At 66.2% G+C, this 17,433-nt stretch carries 13 protein-coding genes; 6 read left to right on the top strand and 7 right to left on the bottom strand.

The annotated features are described in order from the left end of the window. Positions 1–42: 42 nt before the first annotated feature. Positions 43–1,314 carry an MFS transporter gene (locus tag NOF55_RS12935; RefSeq protein WP_306411798.1) on the bottom strand — a complete coding sequence of 424 codons (1,272 nt, stop codon included), beginning with the start codon at positions 1,312–1,314 and terminating at the stop codon, positions 43–45. A 226-nt stretch (positions 1,315–1,540) separates the two neighbouring features. On the opposite strand from NOF55_RS12935, the gene NOF55_RS12930 reads away from it, so the two are divergent. Then, the gene (locus tag NOF55_RS12930; RefSeq protein WP_306411797.1) at positions 1,541–2,353 is read left to right on the top strand and encodes an SHOCT domain-containing protein; all 813 of its coding nucleotides are present in this window, start codon (positions 1,541–1,543) and stop codon (positions 2,351–2,353) included. Between the two features lie 51 nt (positions 2,354–2,404). On the opposite strand, the gene ftsZ is transcribed toward NOF55_RS12930, so the two are convergent. Next, a complete protein-coding gene (gene ftsZ / locus NOF55_RS12925; RefSeq protein WP_306411796.1) occupies positions 2,405–3,382 on the bottom strand; it encodes a cell division protein FtsZ in 978 nt (325 codons plus the stop codon). Between the two features lie 166 nt (positions 3,383–3,548). Here ftsZ and NOF55_RS12920 point away from each other — a divergent pair, with 166 nt between their 5' ends. Together NOF55_RS12920 and NOF55_RS12915 are read left to right on the top strand one after the other, a co-directional pair. Beyond that, positions 3,549–4,121, top strand: a complete 573-nt coding sequence (locus NOF55_RS12920) for a helix-turn-helix domain-containing protein (protein WP_306411795.1) — start codon at positions 3,549–3,551, stop codon at positions 4,119–4,121. Between the two features lie 16 nt (positions 4,122–4,137). Beyond that, a complete protein-coding gene (locus NOF55_RS12915) occupies positions 4,138–4,656 on the top strand; it encodes a GNAT family N-acetyltransferase (RefSeq protein WP_306411794.1) in 519 nt (172 codons plus the stop codon). Between the two features lie 57 nt (positions 4,657–4,713). Here the strand turns inward: NOF55_RS12915 and NOF55_RS12910 are convergent, their stop codons facing one another. Together NOF55_RS12910 and NOF55_RS12905 are read right to left on the bottom strand one after the other, a co-directional pair. Beyond that, a complete protein-coding gene (locus NOF55_RS12910) occupies positions 4,714–5,697 on the bottom strand; it encodes a TerC family protein (protein WP_306411793.1) in 984 nt (327 codons plus the stop codon). A gap of 177 nt (positions 5,698–5,874) precedes the next feature. Then, entirely contained in the window at positions 5,875–6,480 is a 606-nt protein-coding gene (locus tag NOF55_RS12905; protein ID WP_306411792.1) for a TetR/AcrR family transcriptional regulator, read from the bottom strand. Positions 6,481–6,750: 270 nt separating this feature from the next. Here NOF55_RS12905 and NOF55_RS12900 point away from each other — a divergent pair, with 270 nt between their 5' ends. Next, entirely contained in the window at positions 6,751–10,149 is a 3,399-nt protein-coding gene (locus NOF55_RS12900; RefSeq protein ID WP_306411791.1) for an acyl-[ACP]--phospholipid O-acyltransferase, read from the top strand. A gap of 217 nt (positions 10,150–10,366) precedes the next feature. Beyond that, positions 10,367–12,757 carry a phosphoketolase family protein gene (locus NOF55_RS12895; RefSeq protein WP_306411790.1) on the top strand — a complete coding sequence of 797 codons (2,391 nt, stop codon included), beginning with the start codon at positions 10,367–10,369 and terminating at the stop codon, positions 12,755–12,757. A 222-nt stretch (positions 12,758–12,979) separates the two neighbouring features. Here NOF55_RS12895 and lplAB read toward each other — a convergent pair whose 3' ends face one another. Then, positions 12,980–14,029, bottom strand: coding sequence for a lipoate-protein ligase LplAB (lplAB, locus tag NOF55_RS12890; protein ID WP_306411789.1), 1,050 nt, complete (start codon positions 14,027–14,029; stop codon positions 12,980–12,982). Between the two features lie 170 nt (positions 14,030–14,199). Next, a complete protein-coding gene (locus tag NOF55_RS12885) occupies positions 14,200–14,655 on the bottom strand; it encodes a group III truncated hemoglobin (protein WP_306411788.1) in 456 nt (151 codons plus the stop codon). A gap of 141 nt (positions 14,656–14,796) precedes the next feature. Here NOF55_RS12885 and mbfA point away from each other — a divergent pair, with 141 nt between their 5' ends. Further along, positions 14,797–15,777, top strand: coding sequence for an iron exporter MbfA (gene mbfA, locus NOF55_RS12880; RefSeq protein ID WP_306411787.1), 981 nt, complete (start codon positions 14,797–14,799; stop codon positions 15,775–15,777). On the opposite strand, the gene NOF55_RS12875 is transcribed toward mbfA, so the two are convergent. Beyond that, positions 15,761–17,350, bottom strand: a complete 1,590-nt coding sequence (locus NOF55_RS12875; protein WP_306411786.1) for an ABC-F family ATP-binding cassette domain-containing protein — start codon at positions 17,348–17,350, stop codon at positions 15,761–15,763. The two genes, mbfA and NOF55_RS12875, sit on opposite strands and share 17 nt — an antisense overlap. Positions 17,351–17,433 lie beyond the last annotated feature (83 nt).

Below are 17,433 nucleotides of genomic sequence, written 5' to 3'. Positions count from 1 at the left end.
AAAGCGGAAAGAGGCGCCGGAACCGGGCTATTGGGGAAAATTTTAAGGATTTTCCGCAGGCGTGCCCGCGCCCGGCTGCGTCAGGGCCGCGGCATCGGGCACCTGCGCGCTCTTGATCTCGAAACTCTCGCGGTCCTCCGGGGGAACCTGCGGCCGTTCGCGCAGCCGCAGCAGGGTGAAGGCGGCATAGCAGACCGCCACCGCGATGGCCGAGAACAGGAAGGTCTTTGGCCCGAACACCGGCGTCAGCGCCGAGATCGCCAGCGGCACGCAGGTCGCGGAAATCGACCACGCGATCAGCAGCGTCGAGGCGAGCGGCACGAAATAGGACGGGTCGGCCCGGTCGTTGGCATGCGCCGAGGCGATGGAATAGACCGATTCCGCCGAACCGGCGAGAACGGAAAAGACGATCATCAGCAGAACGAAGGACGAGAAGGAAACGCCGAGCGCGATGCTGCCGGCCGTGGCGATGATCGCGCAGGTCAGCACCAGCACGATCCGCCGGTCGATGCGGTCGGAAAGCGCGCCGAGCGGGTATTGCACGAAGAGCAGGCCGAGCGCCATGACGAACATCAGCGTCGCGATCGTGTCCTGGGAGACGCCGTTCATTGCCGCGTAGATCGGCGTGAAGCTCTGCACGGAGGTCGAAAGCCCGCCGGCGGCGATGATCCCGACGAAGGCGACCGGGGAATTGCGCCAGGCGAGCGGCAGGTCGATCCTGACGCTGGCCGGCGCGGGCGGGATCGGCAGGCGGGTGAGGCTGACCGGCAGGATGGCGAGCGAGCAGAAGACGATGGCGACGACCGGGGCGATGTTGCCCGCTTCGGGAAGGCGGCCGAGCAGCAGGGCGCCGAGGCCGAGGCCGATCACATAGGTCATGTAGAAGAAGGACATCGCCTTGCCGCGCCAGTCGTTGGAGGCGGCATGGTTGATCCAGCTCTGGGTGATGATGAAATTCATGTTGCCGGCAGCGCCGAACAGGCCGCGCGCGAAGATCCACGCCCACGGGCTGACGCCCATCGCGATGACGGCCTCGGAAATGATGACCAGCGCGAACGAGACCGCGAACAGCCGCGCATGACCGGCGCGGCGGATCAGCGGCCCGGCGATCACGCTGCCGACCAGCCCGCCAAACGCCACCGCCGCGATGGAAAGCCCGGCAGCCCATTGCGTGTCGGGCGAGCGTGCCAGCGTGTAGGGCACGTAGGTGAAGATGATGCCGTTGCCGAGCGCAAGGATCGTCATCGACAGGATGATGGCGGCAATCGAAAAGGGCGAGGCCGCCCTCGGCCCAGGCTCTTGTATCACGCTCATGACAGGAATTCCGGTTTGGATGCCGCCGGCGAATCGCGGCGGAAAGTGCAATCTACAGGAGACGCCGCACGGGAAAAGGGGGGTAGCGATTTTCCCGTGCGCAACCCGCCGTGGTGCCGGAACCGGAGGCCGGCCGGCCCTGTCCAGCCGCGGCGGTCCGTGGTAGGAAACGGCAGCAAGGGCCGGCAGGTGCCGCCCGGTAACGAACATGGATACGGGCGGCAGGATGAGACAGCTCAACGAGGAAGGCCGGCGCGTGCTGGACGATATCGCGCGGCGCTACGGGGTCAGCCCGGCGGCGGTGGAGCATCTGCTCGCCGCCGTCATGGCGGGCTATGGATCGCAGGCGCAGTTCAACCATCCCGAACTCGGCGGCATGGGCCAATGGTCGGCGGGCGGCATGATCATGATCGGCGACATGTTCAACAACGGGCTGAAGGCGACGGTGGACGGGATCTGCCGCGAGCTGGCCGGCCTGCTGGGCAACGAGGCGATGCTGGCCGCGCCGGCCGCCTTTCAGTCGCAGCAGCAGGGCGGCGGCGTCAGCCTGTTCGTTCCGGGTGGGGCAGGGTCCGGCAACTGGTGGTCGGGCGATCTCGGTGTTCCCGCCTCGACGGGCGGGCAGAACAACCTGCGCTATGCGTTTTTCCCCGCCACGCGGCGGCTGGCTATCGATATCGGCGGGCGCATCCGGGTCTTTGACACGAAGGACCACCGGATCGGCGGTTTCTCGCAGCAGCAGGGCGGGGACCAGAGCCTGACCTTCACCTCGCAATACGGACTGGTCTCGCTGTCGGAACTGGAAGAGGTGCCGGTCGCGGGCGAAGAGGGACGAGGCGAAGCGCCTGCCGCCAGCGAGGCAGCCGTGCCGCCCGCTCCGGCGCAACCGGCACCGGTGACGCAAGTATCCGCCGGCGAAGCTCCGGCTGACGACGACATATTCGGCAAGATCGAGCGTCTGGCCGCCCTGCATGCGAAGGGCATTCTCACGGAAGCCGAATTCCAGGCCAAGAAGGCGGAACTGCTCGACCGGCTCTGAAGCCATTCCGGACGCCCGTTTCGGGACGATCCGGAATGGCCTTGCGCAAGGTCAGAGCGGAAGCGGTCCTTCGCCGAGCCCGGTCGCCACCACGGAAACGCGGAAGCGGCCGTCGAAATTCTTGTCGAAGATGGCGCCGACGACGATGTCGGCCTCGTCGTCGACCTCGTCGCGGATGCGGGTGGCGGCTTCGTCCACCTCGAACAGCGTCATGTCCATGCCGCCGGAAATGGAGATCAGCACGCCGCGCGCGCCCTTCATGGATACCTCGTCCAGCAGCGGGTTGGCGATGGCGGCCTCGGCGGCCTTGAGCGCCCGGCCCTCGCCGGAGGATTCGCCGGTGCCCATCATGGCGCGGCCCATGCCCTTCATCACCGACTTCACGTCGGCGAAGTCGAGGTTGATGAGGCCTTCCTTGACGATCAGGTCGGTGATGCACGACACGCCGGAAAACAGCACCCGGTCGGCGATGACGAAGGCATCGGCAAACGTGGTGTTGGCGTCGGCGATGCGGAACAGGTTCTGGTTCGGGATGACGATGACGGTATCGGCCGCTTCACGCAGACGCTCGATGCCCTCCTCGGCGGCCTGCAGGCGGCGACGCCCCTCGAAGGAGAAGGGCTTGGTGACGACGCCGACCGTCAGGATACCCGCCTCGCGGGCCGCGCGGGCGATGACCGGCGCAGCACCCGTGCCCGTGCCGCCGCCCATGCCGGCGGTGACGAAACACATATGCGTGCCGTTCAGGTGGTCCATGATCTCGTGCAGGGATTCCTCCGCGGCGGCGCGGCCGACATCCGGCACCGAGCCGGCCCCGAGACCTTCGGTGATGTCCGAGCCGAGCTGGATCAGCCGCTCTGCCTTCGACATGGTGAGCGCCTGCGCGTCGGTGTTGGCGGCGATGAAATCGACCCCCTGCAAGCCTTCCGCGATCATGTTGTTGACGGCGTTGCCGCCGCCGCCGCCCACGCCGATGACCGTGATCTTCGGCCGCATCTCCGCAATCTGCGGTCTCATTACATCATTCATGCCTCTCTCCTAGGCGCCGCTTGCCGGCGAATCGTCAGGATGCCATCTGAACCGGGAAATGGGCAGGATGTAGGCTAAAGTGCAAGCGTTCAGTTGCTTTCCCGAGAATTTTCCCGATATGCGGGGCGCGCTTGACTCCATCATGATAATCAATAAATCTACGATAATGGAAAACGACACCGAACTGAACCAGCGCATCGCCTTTCGACTGAAAGCCCTGCGGACGGCGAAACGGCTGACGCTCGACGAGCTTGCGGGCCTTTCGGGCGTCAGCCGGGCGATGATCTCGCGCATCGAGCGGGGCGATGCCAGCCCGACCGCGACGCTGCTTTCGCGGATCGTCTCGGCCTTCGGACTGTCGCTTTCGGCCTTTTTCGAGGAAGCGGAGCGGAACGCCTCGCCGCTTGCCCGCCGCGCCGGCCAGCCGGTGTGGCGCGATCCGGAAACCGGCTATGTCCGCCGCTCGGTGTCGCCTGCCGGCATGCCGGCGCGCGCCGATATCGTCGAGGTGGAATTTCCGCCGGGCGGGACGGTCTCCTATCCGTCGCTCTCCGGCCAGCCGGCGATGGTGCAGCATGTCTGGCTGTTTTCCGGCCTGCTCGACATGACGGCGGACGGCGCGACCCACCGGATGCAGCCGGGCGACTGCCTGTTCATGACGCTTTCGACACCGCATGCCTTTCACAATCCGGGCCCCGGGCCGGCCCGATACGCCGTCATCATCGAAAAGCCCGCCTGAGAAATCGAGGACACCCATGACCGAAATCCGCTTCCTGGGACGTGAACAGACGCTCGAACGGCTGGAAGAGCTGAGCGAGGTTCTTTCCGACTGCGTGCATGGCGGCGCATCCGTCAGCTTCATGCTGCCCTTTGCGATGGAGGAAGCGCGCGACTACTGGCGCGGCATCGCCGATGCGGCGGGCGAGGGCGACACGCTGCTGGCGGTCGCGCTCCATGACAGCCGGGTCGCCGGAACGGTTCAGGTCGGCATGAAGCAGACGTCGAACCAGCCGCATCGCGGCGACCTGAAGAAATTGCTTGTCCATCGCGCCGCCCGCGGGCTTGGCCTTTCGCGCCTGCTGATGGAGGCTGCGGAACGCAAGGCCGCCGAAGGAGGCAAGACCCTGCTGGTTCTCGACACGGCGACCGGAAGCCCGGCTGAGGCGATCTATCCGCGGTTCGGCTGGACGCGCGTCGGCGTCGTGCCCGATTACGCGCTCTATCCGGACGGCAGTTTTTGCGGCACGACGTTCTTTTACAAGCGGATCGCCTGAAAAAGGTCGCTCCGGATGGGCGGCAACCCACCCATCCGGAGCCCCGGGAGGCCGCCCTCAGGCGGATTCTTCGGATTTGCGGGTCTTGACCAGGCTCCAGACCACGCCGGCCGCGATGATCGACAGCGTGATGCCGAGCGACAGGGCCGGCGGGAATTTCTCGATCCCGAGCAGGTCGGCCATGAAGATCTTCGAGCCGATGAAGATCAGGACGATGGCGAGCGCCGGCTTCAGGTACTCGAAACGGTGGATCATCGCGGCAAGCGCGAAATAAAGGGCGCGCAGGCCGAGGATCGCGAAGATGTTCGACGTATAGACGATGAACGGATCGGTGGTGATGGCGAAGATCGCCGGCACGGAATCGACGGCGAAGATCACGTCCGCCACCTCGATGACGACGAGCGCCATGAACAGCGGCGTCACGAACAGGGCGGCACGCCCGGTCTTCGGATTTTCCTGGCGCACGAAGAAGCGCTCGCCGTGCAGTTCGTTCGTCACGTTGAAGCGGCGGCGCATGAAATTGATGAGCGGGTTCTTCGCGAGATCGGGCTCCTTGTCCTCGCCGAACAGCATCTTCAGGCCCGTGCCGATGAGGAAGGCGGCGAAGAGATAGAGCACCCAGGCAAACTCGGTCACGAGCGCGGCACCGAGGCCGATCATGATCGCGCGCAACACGATGACGCCAAGAATGCCCCAGAACAGCACACGGTGCTGATAAAGGCGCGGCACGGCGAAGAAGGAGAAGATCAGGGCGATGACGAAGACGTTGTCGAGCGCCAGCGTCTTTTCGACCACGAAGCCGGTCAGGTAGTTCATGCCGGACTCGGCGCCGAGATACCACCAGACCCACGCGCCGAAGGCGAGGCCGAGGGAAATATAGAGCGCGGAGAGTTTCAGGCTGTCGGAGACCTCGATCTCCTTGTTGTCCCTGTGCAGGACGCCGAGATCGAATGCGAGAATGGTGATTACCAGCGAAATGAAGGAAGCCCACATCCACACGGGCTTGCCGAGCCATTCCGCGAACAGAAAAGCGAAATCCATACCCTTACAGGTCCTCTGCCGGCTGCGATGTCGAAAAAAGGTCCGACATCACATGAGAGCCGGCGGCTCATGCCAGAGGGGCCCGGACCAGGGGTTGGGGAAGATTTGGTCGCGGTCCTGACGATTTTCAAGGGGAGGGGGGCGATCACATGATCGCGAGCGGAAGTGATCGCGCCGTTATGAGCGGCGGACGATGCCGCTCGCCAGAATGTCGGCCAGCATGGCGACCTCCTCCTCGCGCTTGTCCGCAGCGATGCCGGTGAAACGGTCCTCCAGGCTGATCGACACGACGCCGTGGACGGCGCCGAACAGCGTGCGGGCGCGCAGGGCGAGCTCCTGTTCGGACGCGCCCGGCAGCGCCAGAGCCAGCGGCTCGGCGATCAGGCGGATGAGGAAAGTCTGCTCCGCCTGAAGCCATTCCGGCATGCGGGCGCCCTCGGGCAGGCGATGCTCGAACAGCGCGCTCCACAGATTGTAGTTTTCCCGCGCGAAGCGGAGATAGGCGAGCGCCAGATGCCGGAAGGTCTCGCGAAGGTCGGCGCCGGCAAGACCCGGCTGGCGCAGCGCCGCATCCATCGCGCCCAGCGTGCGTGAATGGACATGCAGGATCAGCCCGTCGAGATCGTCGAAGACGGTATAGAGCCCGCCCAGCGCGCAGCCGGCCTTTTCGGCCACGTCACGGGCGCGCAGGCTTTTCAGGCCGTGGTCGCGGATCAGCTCATAGGCGGCGGCAATCAGCCGCTCCTTCAGGTCCTCGCGTTTCGCTTCCCGTTTTCCGGCCAAGGCATGGGCTCCAAATTTTCATGAACGTTGTTCATATTCTATATTGAACATTGTTCATTTTCATGCAACAAAAGATTCATGAACAACGTTCATACACGGAGCAGGAAAGATGTTCAAACGGATTGCAGTCCTTTTCCGGCCGCGATGCCCTTTACAGCCGCAAAGGTTTGAAGAAGGCTTCGTCCTTTGCGCGGGCAGGGCCGCCATGAACCGTCTCCCGTCCCGACCGGCCCGGCCGGAAGGCGACACCGCCATGAAGGGGCGAAACTGATGCAACGCAATCTCATGACCTCACGGCAGTTCGCGCCGCTGTTCTGGACGCAGTTCCTGTCCGCGTTCAACGACAATTTCCTCAAGAACACGCTCGTCTTCCTCATTCTCGCCAAGGTGGCCGCCGCGCAGGCGGCCTCGCTGGTGACGCTGGCGGGCGCGGTGTTCATGGCGCCCTTCCTGCTGTTTTCGGCGCTCGGCGGCGAAATGGCCGACCGCTACGACAAGGCGCGCCTCGCCCGACGGCTGAAGCTCGCCGAAGTGGGCGCGGCGGCGGTCGCCGTCGTCGGCCTCGCCTTCTCCTCCATCTTCGTGCTGATGCTGGCGCTCTTCCTCTTCGGCGTCATCTCGGCCCTTTTCGGGCCGATCAAATACGGCATCCTGCCGGACCATCTGGAGCGCCGCGAGTTGCCCCGCGCCAACGCCTGGGTAGAGGCCGCCACCTTCATCGCCATTCTCGGCGGCACCATCGTCGCCGGGCTGGCGGCGGCCGGCGGCGTCGACGTGTGGGTCTTCGGCCCGATGATGATGGGCTTTGCCGGCGTCTGCTGGGCCGCGAGCCGGTTCATCCCGCCGACCGGCTCCAAGGCCCCGGACCTCGTCATCGACGGCAACGTCTTCCGCTCCACCGCCCGCCTCGTCTCCAGCCTGCGTCGGGATACGCGGCTGTGGCGCACGGCGCTGATGGCCGCGTGGTTCTGGCTGGTCGGCGCCATCGTGCTGTCGCTGCTGCCGCCGCTCGTCAGGAACGGTCTCGGCGGCGGGGAGACGGCGATCACCGCCTATCTCGCCGTCTTCGCGGTCGCCGTCGGCATCGGCTCCGCCGTCTCGGCCTGGATGTCGGCCGGCCGCATCGTTCTCGTGCAGGCGCCGCTCGGCGCGCTGCTGATGGCAATCTTCGGCCTCGACCTCGCCTGGAACGCCTGGGGCATGGAAGCAACAGCGCAGGCCGCCTCGCTTTCCGAATTCTTCGCGGGCGAAAAGACGATCCGCATCGGCTTCGATCTGGCCGGGCTTGCGATTGCCGGCGCCTTCGTCGTCGTGCCGAGCTTCGCGGCCCTTCAGGCCTGGGCGCATGAGGACGAGCGTTCGCGCGTCATCGCCGCCGCCAACGTGCTTTCGGCGGGCTTCATGACCGCTGGCGGCGGGCTGGTCGCGGCCCTTCAGGCCTTTGGCCTGTCCATCCCGGCGCTGGTCGTCCTGCTCTCCCTCGCCAATGCCGCCGCCGCCTGGCTGATGCTGAGGCACCTGCCGACCAATCCCTTCCGCGATTTCGTCTCCATCCTGTTCCGCGCCTTCCTGCGGCTGGAAGTGGAGGGCCTCGAAAACGTCAGGAAGGCCGGCCGCGCGCCGATCCTCGCCCTCAACCACGTCTCGTTCCTCGACGGTGCGCTGGCGCTGGCCCTGACGGAGGAGGAGCCGATCTTCGCCGTCGACCACACCATCGCGCAGGCCTGGTGGGTGAAGCCCTTCCTGAAGCTGTGCAAGTTCCTGCCGCTCGACCCCTCGAAGCCGATGGCGACGCGCACGCTGATCAAGGCCGTCAATGCCGGCGATCCGCTGGTGATCTTCCCGGAAGGGCGCATCACCGTTACCGGCACGCTGATGAAGGTCTATGACGGTGCGGCGATGGTGGCCGACAAGACGGGATCGATGGTCGTACCGATCCGCATCGACGGGCTGGAGAAGAGCTATTTCTCGCGCCTGACGTCGCGGCATGTGCGCCGCCGCCTGTTCCCGAAGGTCAAGGTGACGATTCTCGAACCCGTTCGCCTCGAGGTGCCGCAGGAGCTGAAGGGCCGCAAGCGGCGGCTGGCGGCGGGCGCCGCGCTCTACCAGGTCATGTCGAAACTGATGTTCGAGACGACCGACACCTCGACCACGGTTCTCGAAAAGATCGTCGCCACGGCGGACGAGCACGGCTTCGGCCATCTGGCGACGCAGGACCCCGTGACCGGCTCGCTCACCTATCGCAAGCTGCTGACGGCCACCGCCGTACTCGGCGCGCAGTTCCGCCGCCGCTTTCCCGGCGAGGATGCGCTCGGCGTGCTGCTGCCCAATGCCAACGGCTCGGTCGCGACCATTCTCGGCGTGATGTCGGCGGGCAAGGTGCCGGCGGTGCTGAACTTCACCGCCGGGGCGGCCAACATCCTCTCGGCCTGCAAGGCGGCGCGAATCGGCCATATACTCACCTCCCGCGCCTTCGTCGCGCAGGCGAAGCTCGGCCCGGTGATCGAGGAGGTCGGCCGCACGGTCGAGATCCACTGGCTGGACGACATCCGCGAGACCATCGGCCTATGGGACAAGCTTGCCGGCGCATGGCGCAAGGGCAGGCCGCTCGTTCGCCGCAAGCCCGACGATCCGGCGGTGATCCTCTTCACCTCCGGCTCGGAGGGCACCCCCAAGGGCGTCGTGCTGACCCACCGCAACGTGCTGGCCAATGCCGCTCAGGCCGCCTCGCGCATCGATTTCGGCCCGGGCGACAAGGTGTTCAACGTCCTGCCGGTGTTCCACTCCTTCGGCCTGACGGCGGGCACGATCCTGCCGCTCACCTCCGGTGTGCCGGTCTATTTCTACCCGTCGCCGCTGCACTACCGCATCGTGCCGGAACTGATCTACGCATCGAACGCCACGATCATCTTCGGCACGGATACGTTCCTCAACGGCTACGCCCGCACGGCGCACCCCTACGACTTCCGCTCCATCCGCTACTGCTTCGCAGGCGCCGAGCCGGTGAAGGCCTCGACCCGGGCGCTCTACATGGAGAAGTTCGGCGTGCGCATCCTGGAAGGCTACGGCGTGACCGAGGCCGCGCCGGTGATCTCGCTCAACACGCCGATGTTCAACAAGGCCGGCACCGTGGGCAAGATCATGCCGGGCATGGAATACCGCCTCGATCCGGTTCCCGGCGTGGAGGAGGGGGGCCGCCTCTACGTGCGCGGCGCGAACGTCATGGCCGGCTACCTGCGCGCCGAAAATCCCGGCGTGCTGGAAACGCTGCCCGACGGCTGGCACGACACGGGCGACATCGTGGTCGTCGACGAGGACGGTTTCATCTCGATCCGCGGACGCGCCAAGCGCTTCGCCAAGATCGGCGGCGAAATGGTGTCGCTCGCCGCCGTCGAGGCGCTGGCCGGCGAACTCTGGCCGCAGAACCTGACGGTGGTCGTCGCGCTGCCGGATCCGAAGAAGGGCGAAAGGTTGGTGATGCTGACCGATGCCGAACAGGCGAGCCGCGCCGCCTTCCTCGACTTCGCCCGCGGCAAGGGGGCGAACGAGATGATGATCCCTTCGAGCGTCCGCATCGGCAAGGTGCCGGTGCTCGGCTCCGGCAAGGCGGATTTCGTCGCGGCGCAGAAGATGCTGGCCGCGACGCAGGAGACCGCCGTGAACGCCTGACGCAAGCAGGCCCGCCATCAGGCCCCCGCACGGCACCCCCGTGCGGGGGCCGATCTTTTGCCGCACCTGAAACTTCCTGACAATCGTCAAGTTTCCTGCCGTTGCGCTTGAAGACCCCGGCGCAGGGAACTAACCTCTGCCCGTCACCGCCTTAACATGCCCGACATCCGGCCGATGTATGAAGTGCGGAAACGACCAAGGAACGAGGAGAAATTCGATGGCAGAAGCAGGCGTAGCAACGGCAGCGCGTCCCCCCGCAGAGGAACTGGCGCTGATCGACCGTTACTGGCGGGCGGCGAACTATCTCTCGGTCGGTCAGATCTATCTTCTCGGCAATCCGCTGCTGAAAGAACCGCTGAAGCCCGAGGACATCAAGCCCCGCCTTCTCGGCCACTGGGGCACGACGCCGGGGCTCAACTTCATCTATGCGCATCTCAACCGCATCATCAAGGCGCGCGACGCCAACGTGCTCTATATCTGCGGCCCCGGCCACGGCGGGCCGGGCATGGTCGCCAACACCTATCTGGAAGGCACCTACAGCGAGATCTACCCCGACATTCCCGAAACGGAGGAGGGGATCGGCAGGCTCTTCCGGCAGTTCTCCTTCCCCGGCGGGATTCCGAGCCACGCCGCGCCCGAAACGCCGGGCTCCATCCACGAAGGGGGCGAGCTGGGCTATGCGCTGGTGCATGCGTTCGGCGCGGCCTTCGACGACCCGGATCTGGTCGTCGCCTGCGTCGTCGGCGATGGCGAGGCCGAAACCGGGCCGCTAGCCGCCGCCTGGCATTCCAACAAGTTCCTCAATCCCCTGAGCGACGGCGCCGTTCTGCCCATCCTGCATCTCAACGGCTACAAGATCGCCAATCCGACGGTTCTTGCCCGGCTTTCCGACACGGAGCTGACGGATCTGTTCAGCGGCTACGGCTATGAGCCGTTCTTCGTGGAAGGCTCCGATCCCACCGACATGCACGGCCAGATGGCGGCGACGCTGGACACGGTCTTCGACAGGCTGGCGGCGATCCGCGCCCGGGCCGAAAGCGGCGATCTCTCCCGCCCGCGCTGGCCGATGATCGTGCTGCGCAGCCTCAAGGGCTGGACCGGCCCGAAGACGGTGGACGGCAAGGTGGTGGAAGGCCACTGGCGCTCGCATCAGGTGCCGGTTTCCGGCTGCCGCGACGACGAGGGCCACCGCATCATTCTGGAGGACTGGCTGAAATCCTACCACCCCGACGACCTGTTCGACGAAAACGGCGCGCTCAAGCCCGAACTCAAGGCCCTGGCGCCCTCCGGCGCCAAACGCATGGGCGCCATCCCTCAGGGCAATGGCGGCCTGCTCCGCAAGGAGCTAACACTGCCCGACATCCGCACCTACGCGGTGACGGTGGAGACGCCGGGGGCAGCCGACGAGCAATCCACCAAGATCCTCGGCGATTTCCTGCGCGACGCGCTGACGCTCAACGCGACGGAGCGGAATTTCCGCATCTTCGGTCCGGACGAGACGGCCTCGAACCGCCTGCAAAGCGTGTTCGAAGTCACGGATCGCGTCTGGCAGGCGGAAATCCTGCCGACGGACGATCATCTCGCCCGCGAGGGCCGGGTGATGGAGGTCCTGTCGGAGCATATGTGCCAGGGCTGGCTGGAAGGCTACCTGCTGACCGGCCGCCACGGCTTCTTCTCCTGCTACGAAGCCTTCATCCACATCGTCGATTCGATGTTCAACCAGCATGCCAAGTGGCTGAAGGTGACGCGCGGCATCGAATGGCGCAAGCCGGTCGCCTCGCTCAACTACCTGCTGACGTCGCATGTCTGGCGGCAGGACCATAACGGCTTCTCGCATCAGGACCCGGGCTTCGTCGATCACGTCGTCAACAAGAAGGCCGACGTCGTGCGCGTCTATTTCCCGCCGGATGCCAACACGCTGCTGTGGGTGGGGAACCATTGCCTCCAGACCTGGGACCGCATCAACGTCATTGTCGCCGGCAAGCAGCCCGCGCCGCAATGGCTGACGATGGACGAGGCCATCGCCCATTGCGAGACGGGCGCCGGCATATGGGAATGGGCCGGAACGGAAGAGGAAGGGTTCGAGCCGGATGTGGTCCTCGCCGCCGCCGGCGACGTGCCGACGCTGGAAGCGCTCGCCGCCGCCGATCTCCTGCGCCAGGCACTGCCGGACCTGCGCATCCGCGTCGTCAACGTGGTGGACCTGATGGCGCTGCAATCGCCCGACCAGCATCCGCACGGCCTGACCGACGAGGCCTTCGACGCGATGTTCACGACCTCCCGCCCGGTGATCTTCGCCTATCACGGCTATCCCTGGCTCATCCACCGCCTGGTCTACAAGCGCAGGAACCACGACAGCTTCCATGTGCGCGGCTACAAGGAGGAGGGCACGACGACCACTCCCTTCGACATGGTGGTGATGAACGATCTCGACCGCTTCCACCTCGCCATCGAGGCGATCCGGCGCCTGCCGTCACTCGGCCGCAAGGGCGCGGAAGCCGTCGCGGCATTCGAGGCCAAGCTTGCCGAGCACAATGCCTGGGTGCGCGAGCACGGCGAGGACATGCCGGAAATCCGCGACTGGAAATGGCCCTACGGCAAGGGGTGAGGCCGGGCTGGAGCCTTTCCTGTGAAAGGGGAACCACCCTCCACAAAACTGCCGAAGGGCCTTCATCCGCCCTTCGGCCATCTTCTTCCCCGAGGGGAGAAGATGGCATATGCCGCAGCGTTTCGGATACCCTCTCCCCACGGGGAGATGGCCGCCGGGCGAAGCGGAGGCGAAGTGAGTGAGGGAAGGGGCGGCCCGTTGCTTCCCCCGATGCGCCCGTGTTTACGGAATGTGGCGCAGCCAGTCTTCCGTCAGGAACTTTTCCGCCGCCAGCTTTTCGGCGGCGGCATATTCCTCGGCGGTGATCGATCCCGCCTTGCCGCCGTTCAGCGAAACGAAGGTTTCCCGCATGCGGCGGATGACCTCCTCGCGCGGCAGGCCGGTCTGGCTGCGCACCGGGTCGACGCGCTTGACCGCGCTCGCCGTTCCCTTGTCGGACAGTTTCTCCCGGCCGATGCGCAGCACCTGCGTCATCTTCTCCGCGTCCATGTCGTAGGCCATCGTGACGTGATGGAGGATCGCGCCGCCGTGGAAGCGCTTCTGCGCCGCGCCGCCGATCTTGCCTTTGGAACTGGCGATGTCGTTGAGCGGCTTGTAGACGGCGTCGATCCCGAGCGAGTTCAGCGCCTTCAGCACCCACTCGTCGAGGAAGGCGTAGGATTCGGCAAAGCTCATGTCGCGCACCAGCGCGGCGGGTGCGTAGAGTGAATAGGTGATGGTCGAGCCGGGCTCCACGAACATCGCGCCGCCGCCGGTCACGCGGCGAACCGTCTGGACGCCGAACTTCGCCGTGGCCTCCATGTCCACTTCGTTGCGCAGCGACTGGAACGCGCCGATGATGATGGCGGGCCGCTCCCACTCCCAGAAGCGCAGCGTCGGTGCCCGCCGCCCGGCGGCCACTTCCTGCGCAAGCACCTCGTCGAGCGCGAGATGAATGGCCGGCGGCACGGCGGGCGCCTCGATGATCTGCCATTCGTAGTCGCGCCAGGTGCCGGCCACGCCCAAAGCGCGGCGGACGGCGATGGCCACGGCCTCGGGGCTGAAGCCGATCATCACTGCATCGGGGCGAAGGCCGGCATTCACGGCATCGGCGATGTCCGCCGCAGACGACGTGACCGGCAGGCCATCCAGCGCGGCGCGGATATCGGCCAGCGCCTCGGCCGGCTCCAGGAAGAAATCGCCCGCGACCTGCACACCGGAAAGCCTATCGTCCACCACATCGAGATCGACGACGACGAGCTTTCCACCGTGGACCTTGTATTCACCGTGCATGATATGAGTACCCGTTCATGTTATTCCGCGGTCTGGTGAGAGCGATTCCAGGAAAAATGTGAAGCGGCTTTCCGTCCGGAATTGCGCAAAAACAAATAGTTAGATCATTTCAGCGTTTCATGGAAACGCTGAAATGATCTAACCGATATTTCCGCCGCGCGTAAGTGTTTTCATGCCGTGCCCGTGACGGCCGGATTGTGGAAGATGGACAGGATCAGGCTGCGGGCGATGCGCTCGGCCGACGCCATCAGGACATCGCGCGCCGCCTGCGTCGGGGCGATATCGTCCAGCGTTTCACCGAACAGGGCCAGCCAGTCGGCAAAGAGCGGTTCGCTGAGGCCGGAAACGGCGAGATGGGCGGGAACGGGGCGGCCCGAATAGGCGCCGTTGCGCAGGGCGACGGCCTGCCAGAACCGTTTCATCCGGGCGAGGTGTTCCGGCCAGCGCCCGGCAAGCCTTGCCTCGAAAACCGGGCCGAGCGCGGGATGCGCCCGCACGCGACCGTAAAAGGTGTCCACCAGCCGGTCGAGAAAGGCGGCATCGATGCCGATCGCCGCCATGTCCGCCGCGGCCTTCGCCTGCATGTCCGCCCGGTGGGCGGCATGCACCCGCAATTCGTCGCTCATTTCCATCTCCTTCGTCCGCCGCGTTCCGGCCGGATGACGGCATTTTTTCCTGCGGCATGACGGCACGGCCCGACTTTCGTCTTGACCTGCCGCATGCCGCACCCTAATTTAGAATTATTCTAAACTAAGGTTTTCGCGATCATGTTTTCTCTCCTCGGCCCTTCCAGGCGCTCCTTCAACTCCCTCGACGAACGGGAAATTCTCGCGCTCGCCATCGCTTCCGAGGAGGAAGACGGACGCATCTATATGACCTATGCGCAGCGGCTGGAACAGGATTATCCGGCGACCGCCGCCATATTCCGCGACATGGCGGAGGTGGAGGACGCCCACCGCCGCAACCTGATCGTCCTCTATCGCCAGCGTTTCGGCGAAGTCATTCCACCGATCCGCCGCGAGCATGTGCGCGGCTTTTACGACCGCAGGCCGGACTGGTTGCAGAAGAACCTGCCTTTCGGGAAAATCCGCGAGGAAACGGAACGCATGGAACGGCAGGCGGCGCGCTTCTACCGCGAGGCCGCCGGGCGGGTGACGGATGCCGGAACCCGCGCGCTTCTCGGCGAACTGGCGATGGCCGAGGAGAGCCACGGCAGCATCGCCCATGCGCTGAGCGACCGGCACAGGCCGGACGACGTGGCCGCCGGCGAAACGCAGACCGCCCGCCGCCAGCTCGTGCTGACCTGGATCCAGCCGGGCCTCGCCGGACTGATGGACGGATCCGTCTCGACGCTGGCGCCGATCTTCGCGGCGGCGTTCGCCACCGGCAACACCTGGCAGACCTTCCTCGTCGGCCTGTCCGCCTCGGTGGGCGCCGGCATTTCGATGGGGTTCACCGAAGCCGCCCATGACGACGGCAAGCTGTCGGGCCGCGGCGCGCCGTGGAAGCGCGGGCTTGCCTCGGGCGTCATGACGGCCCTCGGCGGCCTCGGCCACGCGCTGCCCTACCTGATCCCGGACTTCACGATCGCCACCACCATCGCCGTGATCGTCGTGTTCATCGAGCTATGGGCCATCGCCTTCATCCAGAACCGGTTCATGGACACGCCGTTCTTCCGCGCCGTCATGCAGGTCGTCCTCGGCGGCTCGCTGGTTCTGGCCGCCGGCATCCTCATCGGGCAGGGCTAAGCTCAAGCCGCCGCGTCATGCCGATCGCCTCCAGAAACGCCTCGTCATGGCTCACCACGACGAGAGCGCCGTCATAGGCCCTGAGGCCGGCCTCGACGGTTTCCACGGATTCGATGTCGAGGTGATTGGTCGGCTCGTCGAGAAGGAGGAGCGGCGGCGGCGCCCCGCCGCCGAGGACGCAGGCGAGCCCGGCCCTGAGAAGCTGGCCGCCGCTGAGCGTGCCGGCGGGCTGCATCGCGGCATCGGCGCGGAACATGAAGCGGGCAAGCGCCAGCCGGCAGGCATTCTCGTCGGCATCGGGGTTGAGCCGCCTGAAATTGTCGCGGATCGACAGCGACGGATCGATGAGGCTTACCCGCTGGTCGAGCATGGCGAAGGGCACGAAGCGCCGCACGGCGCCGGCATCCGGCGCATGCCGGCCCGCGATCAGCGCCAGCAGGGTCGTCTTGCCCGAACCGTTCGGCCCGGTGACGGCAAGGCGCTCCGGCCCCGTCACCGTAAACGAAAGCCCGCGCAGCACCGGGCGGCCGGGCTCGTAGCCCGCCGTCACATTGTCGAACTGCAAGACGCGGCGTCCCGGCGGAAGATCGGCCGAGGCCAGCCGCACGCCGAAGGGCTGGAGGATCTCGACCCGCTCGCGCGCCGCCGCCAGCGCTTCGGCCGCCTTCGCCTGCCTGTCAGCGGCAAGCTGCGCGTTGCGGCCGCCGGTATCCTCGCTGCGGTCCTTCCGCAAGCCGGCGACGATGCGCGGCATGTCGCCTTTCGCGCCCATTTTCCGCCCGGCGCCGTCGCGCCGCGCCTGCCGCTCTCGGCGCCGCTGCGCCTCGCCGGCCTGCTCCGAAACCTGCTTTTCGGCATGGGCGAGATCACTCTCGGCAGCCGCCAGCAGCACGGCCTTCGCCGCCCGGTAATGGGTCCAGTTGCCGCCGAAGCGTGTGGCGCCCAGCGACGTCAGCTCAACGATCGCATCCATGCTGTCCAGCAGTTCGCGGTCATGGCTGATGACGACCGCGCCCTTGCGCCAGCCGGCGAGAAGATCGCGCACGGCGACGCGTCCGTCCCGGTCGAGATTGTTGGTCGGTTCGTCGAGAAGCAGGAAATCCGGGTCGGCGAAGGTCATTGCCGCCAGCGCGGCCCGGGTCCGCTGCCCACCGGAAAGGGAGGCCAGCGCCGTTGCCGGCACCGCATCGAGCCCGGCACGGGCAAGCGAGGCCGCGATCCGCTCCGGCAGGGTCCAGTCCGCCTCCGCCAGTTCGTCGGCGCCGGCCCGGCCTGCCTCGGCCCGCCCGAGAAGCGCGAGGGCCTCGCGCACGCCGAACAGGTCGGCCACCGTTTCATCGCCGGCAAGCTGGGCGGACTGCCGCAGCCAGCCCAGCCGCCCGCTGACGGTTACGGTTCCCGATTGCGGCCGGAGCGTGCCGGCGATCAGCCCGAACAGGGTCGACTTGCCGACGCCATTGCGCCCGACAAGGCCGGTCCGCTCGGGTTCGAAACGAAGCGTGAGATCGGAAAGGACAGGCCGTCCGTCAGGCGTGGACCAGGAAAGACGGGAGAGGGAGATGAAGGCAGACATGGTGGCGGATTTCCCCATTCGCAAATTGACGTTCGATTGCGAAAGGGTGGAAATCCATGACTGCACCGTCCTGCCTGAATGAA

The organism is Ectorhizobium quercum (genome assembly GCF_026552795.1).
Lineage (GTDB): Bacteria > Pseudomonadota > Alphaproteobacteria > Rhizobiales > Rhizobiaceae > Ectorhizobium > Ectorhizobium quercum.
Note: the sequence above shows the minus strand (reverse complement) of the source record. Positions and strands in the feature narration are given on the sequence as shown.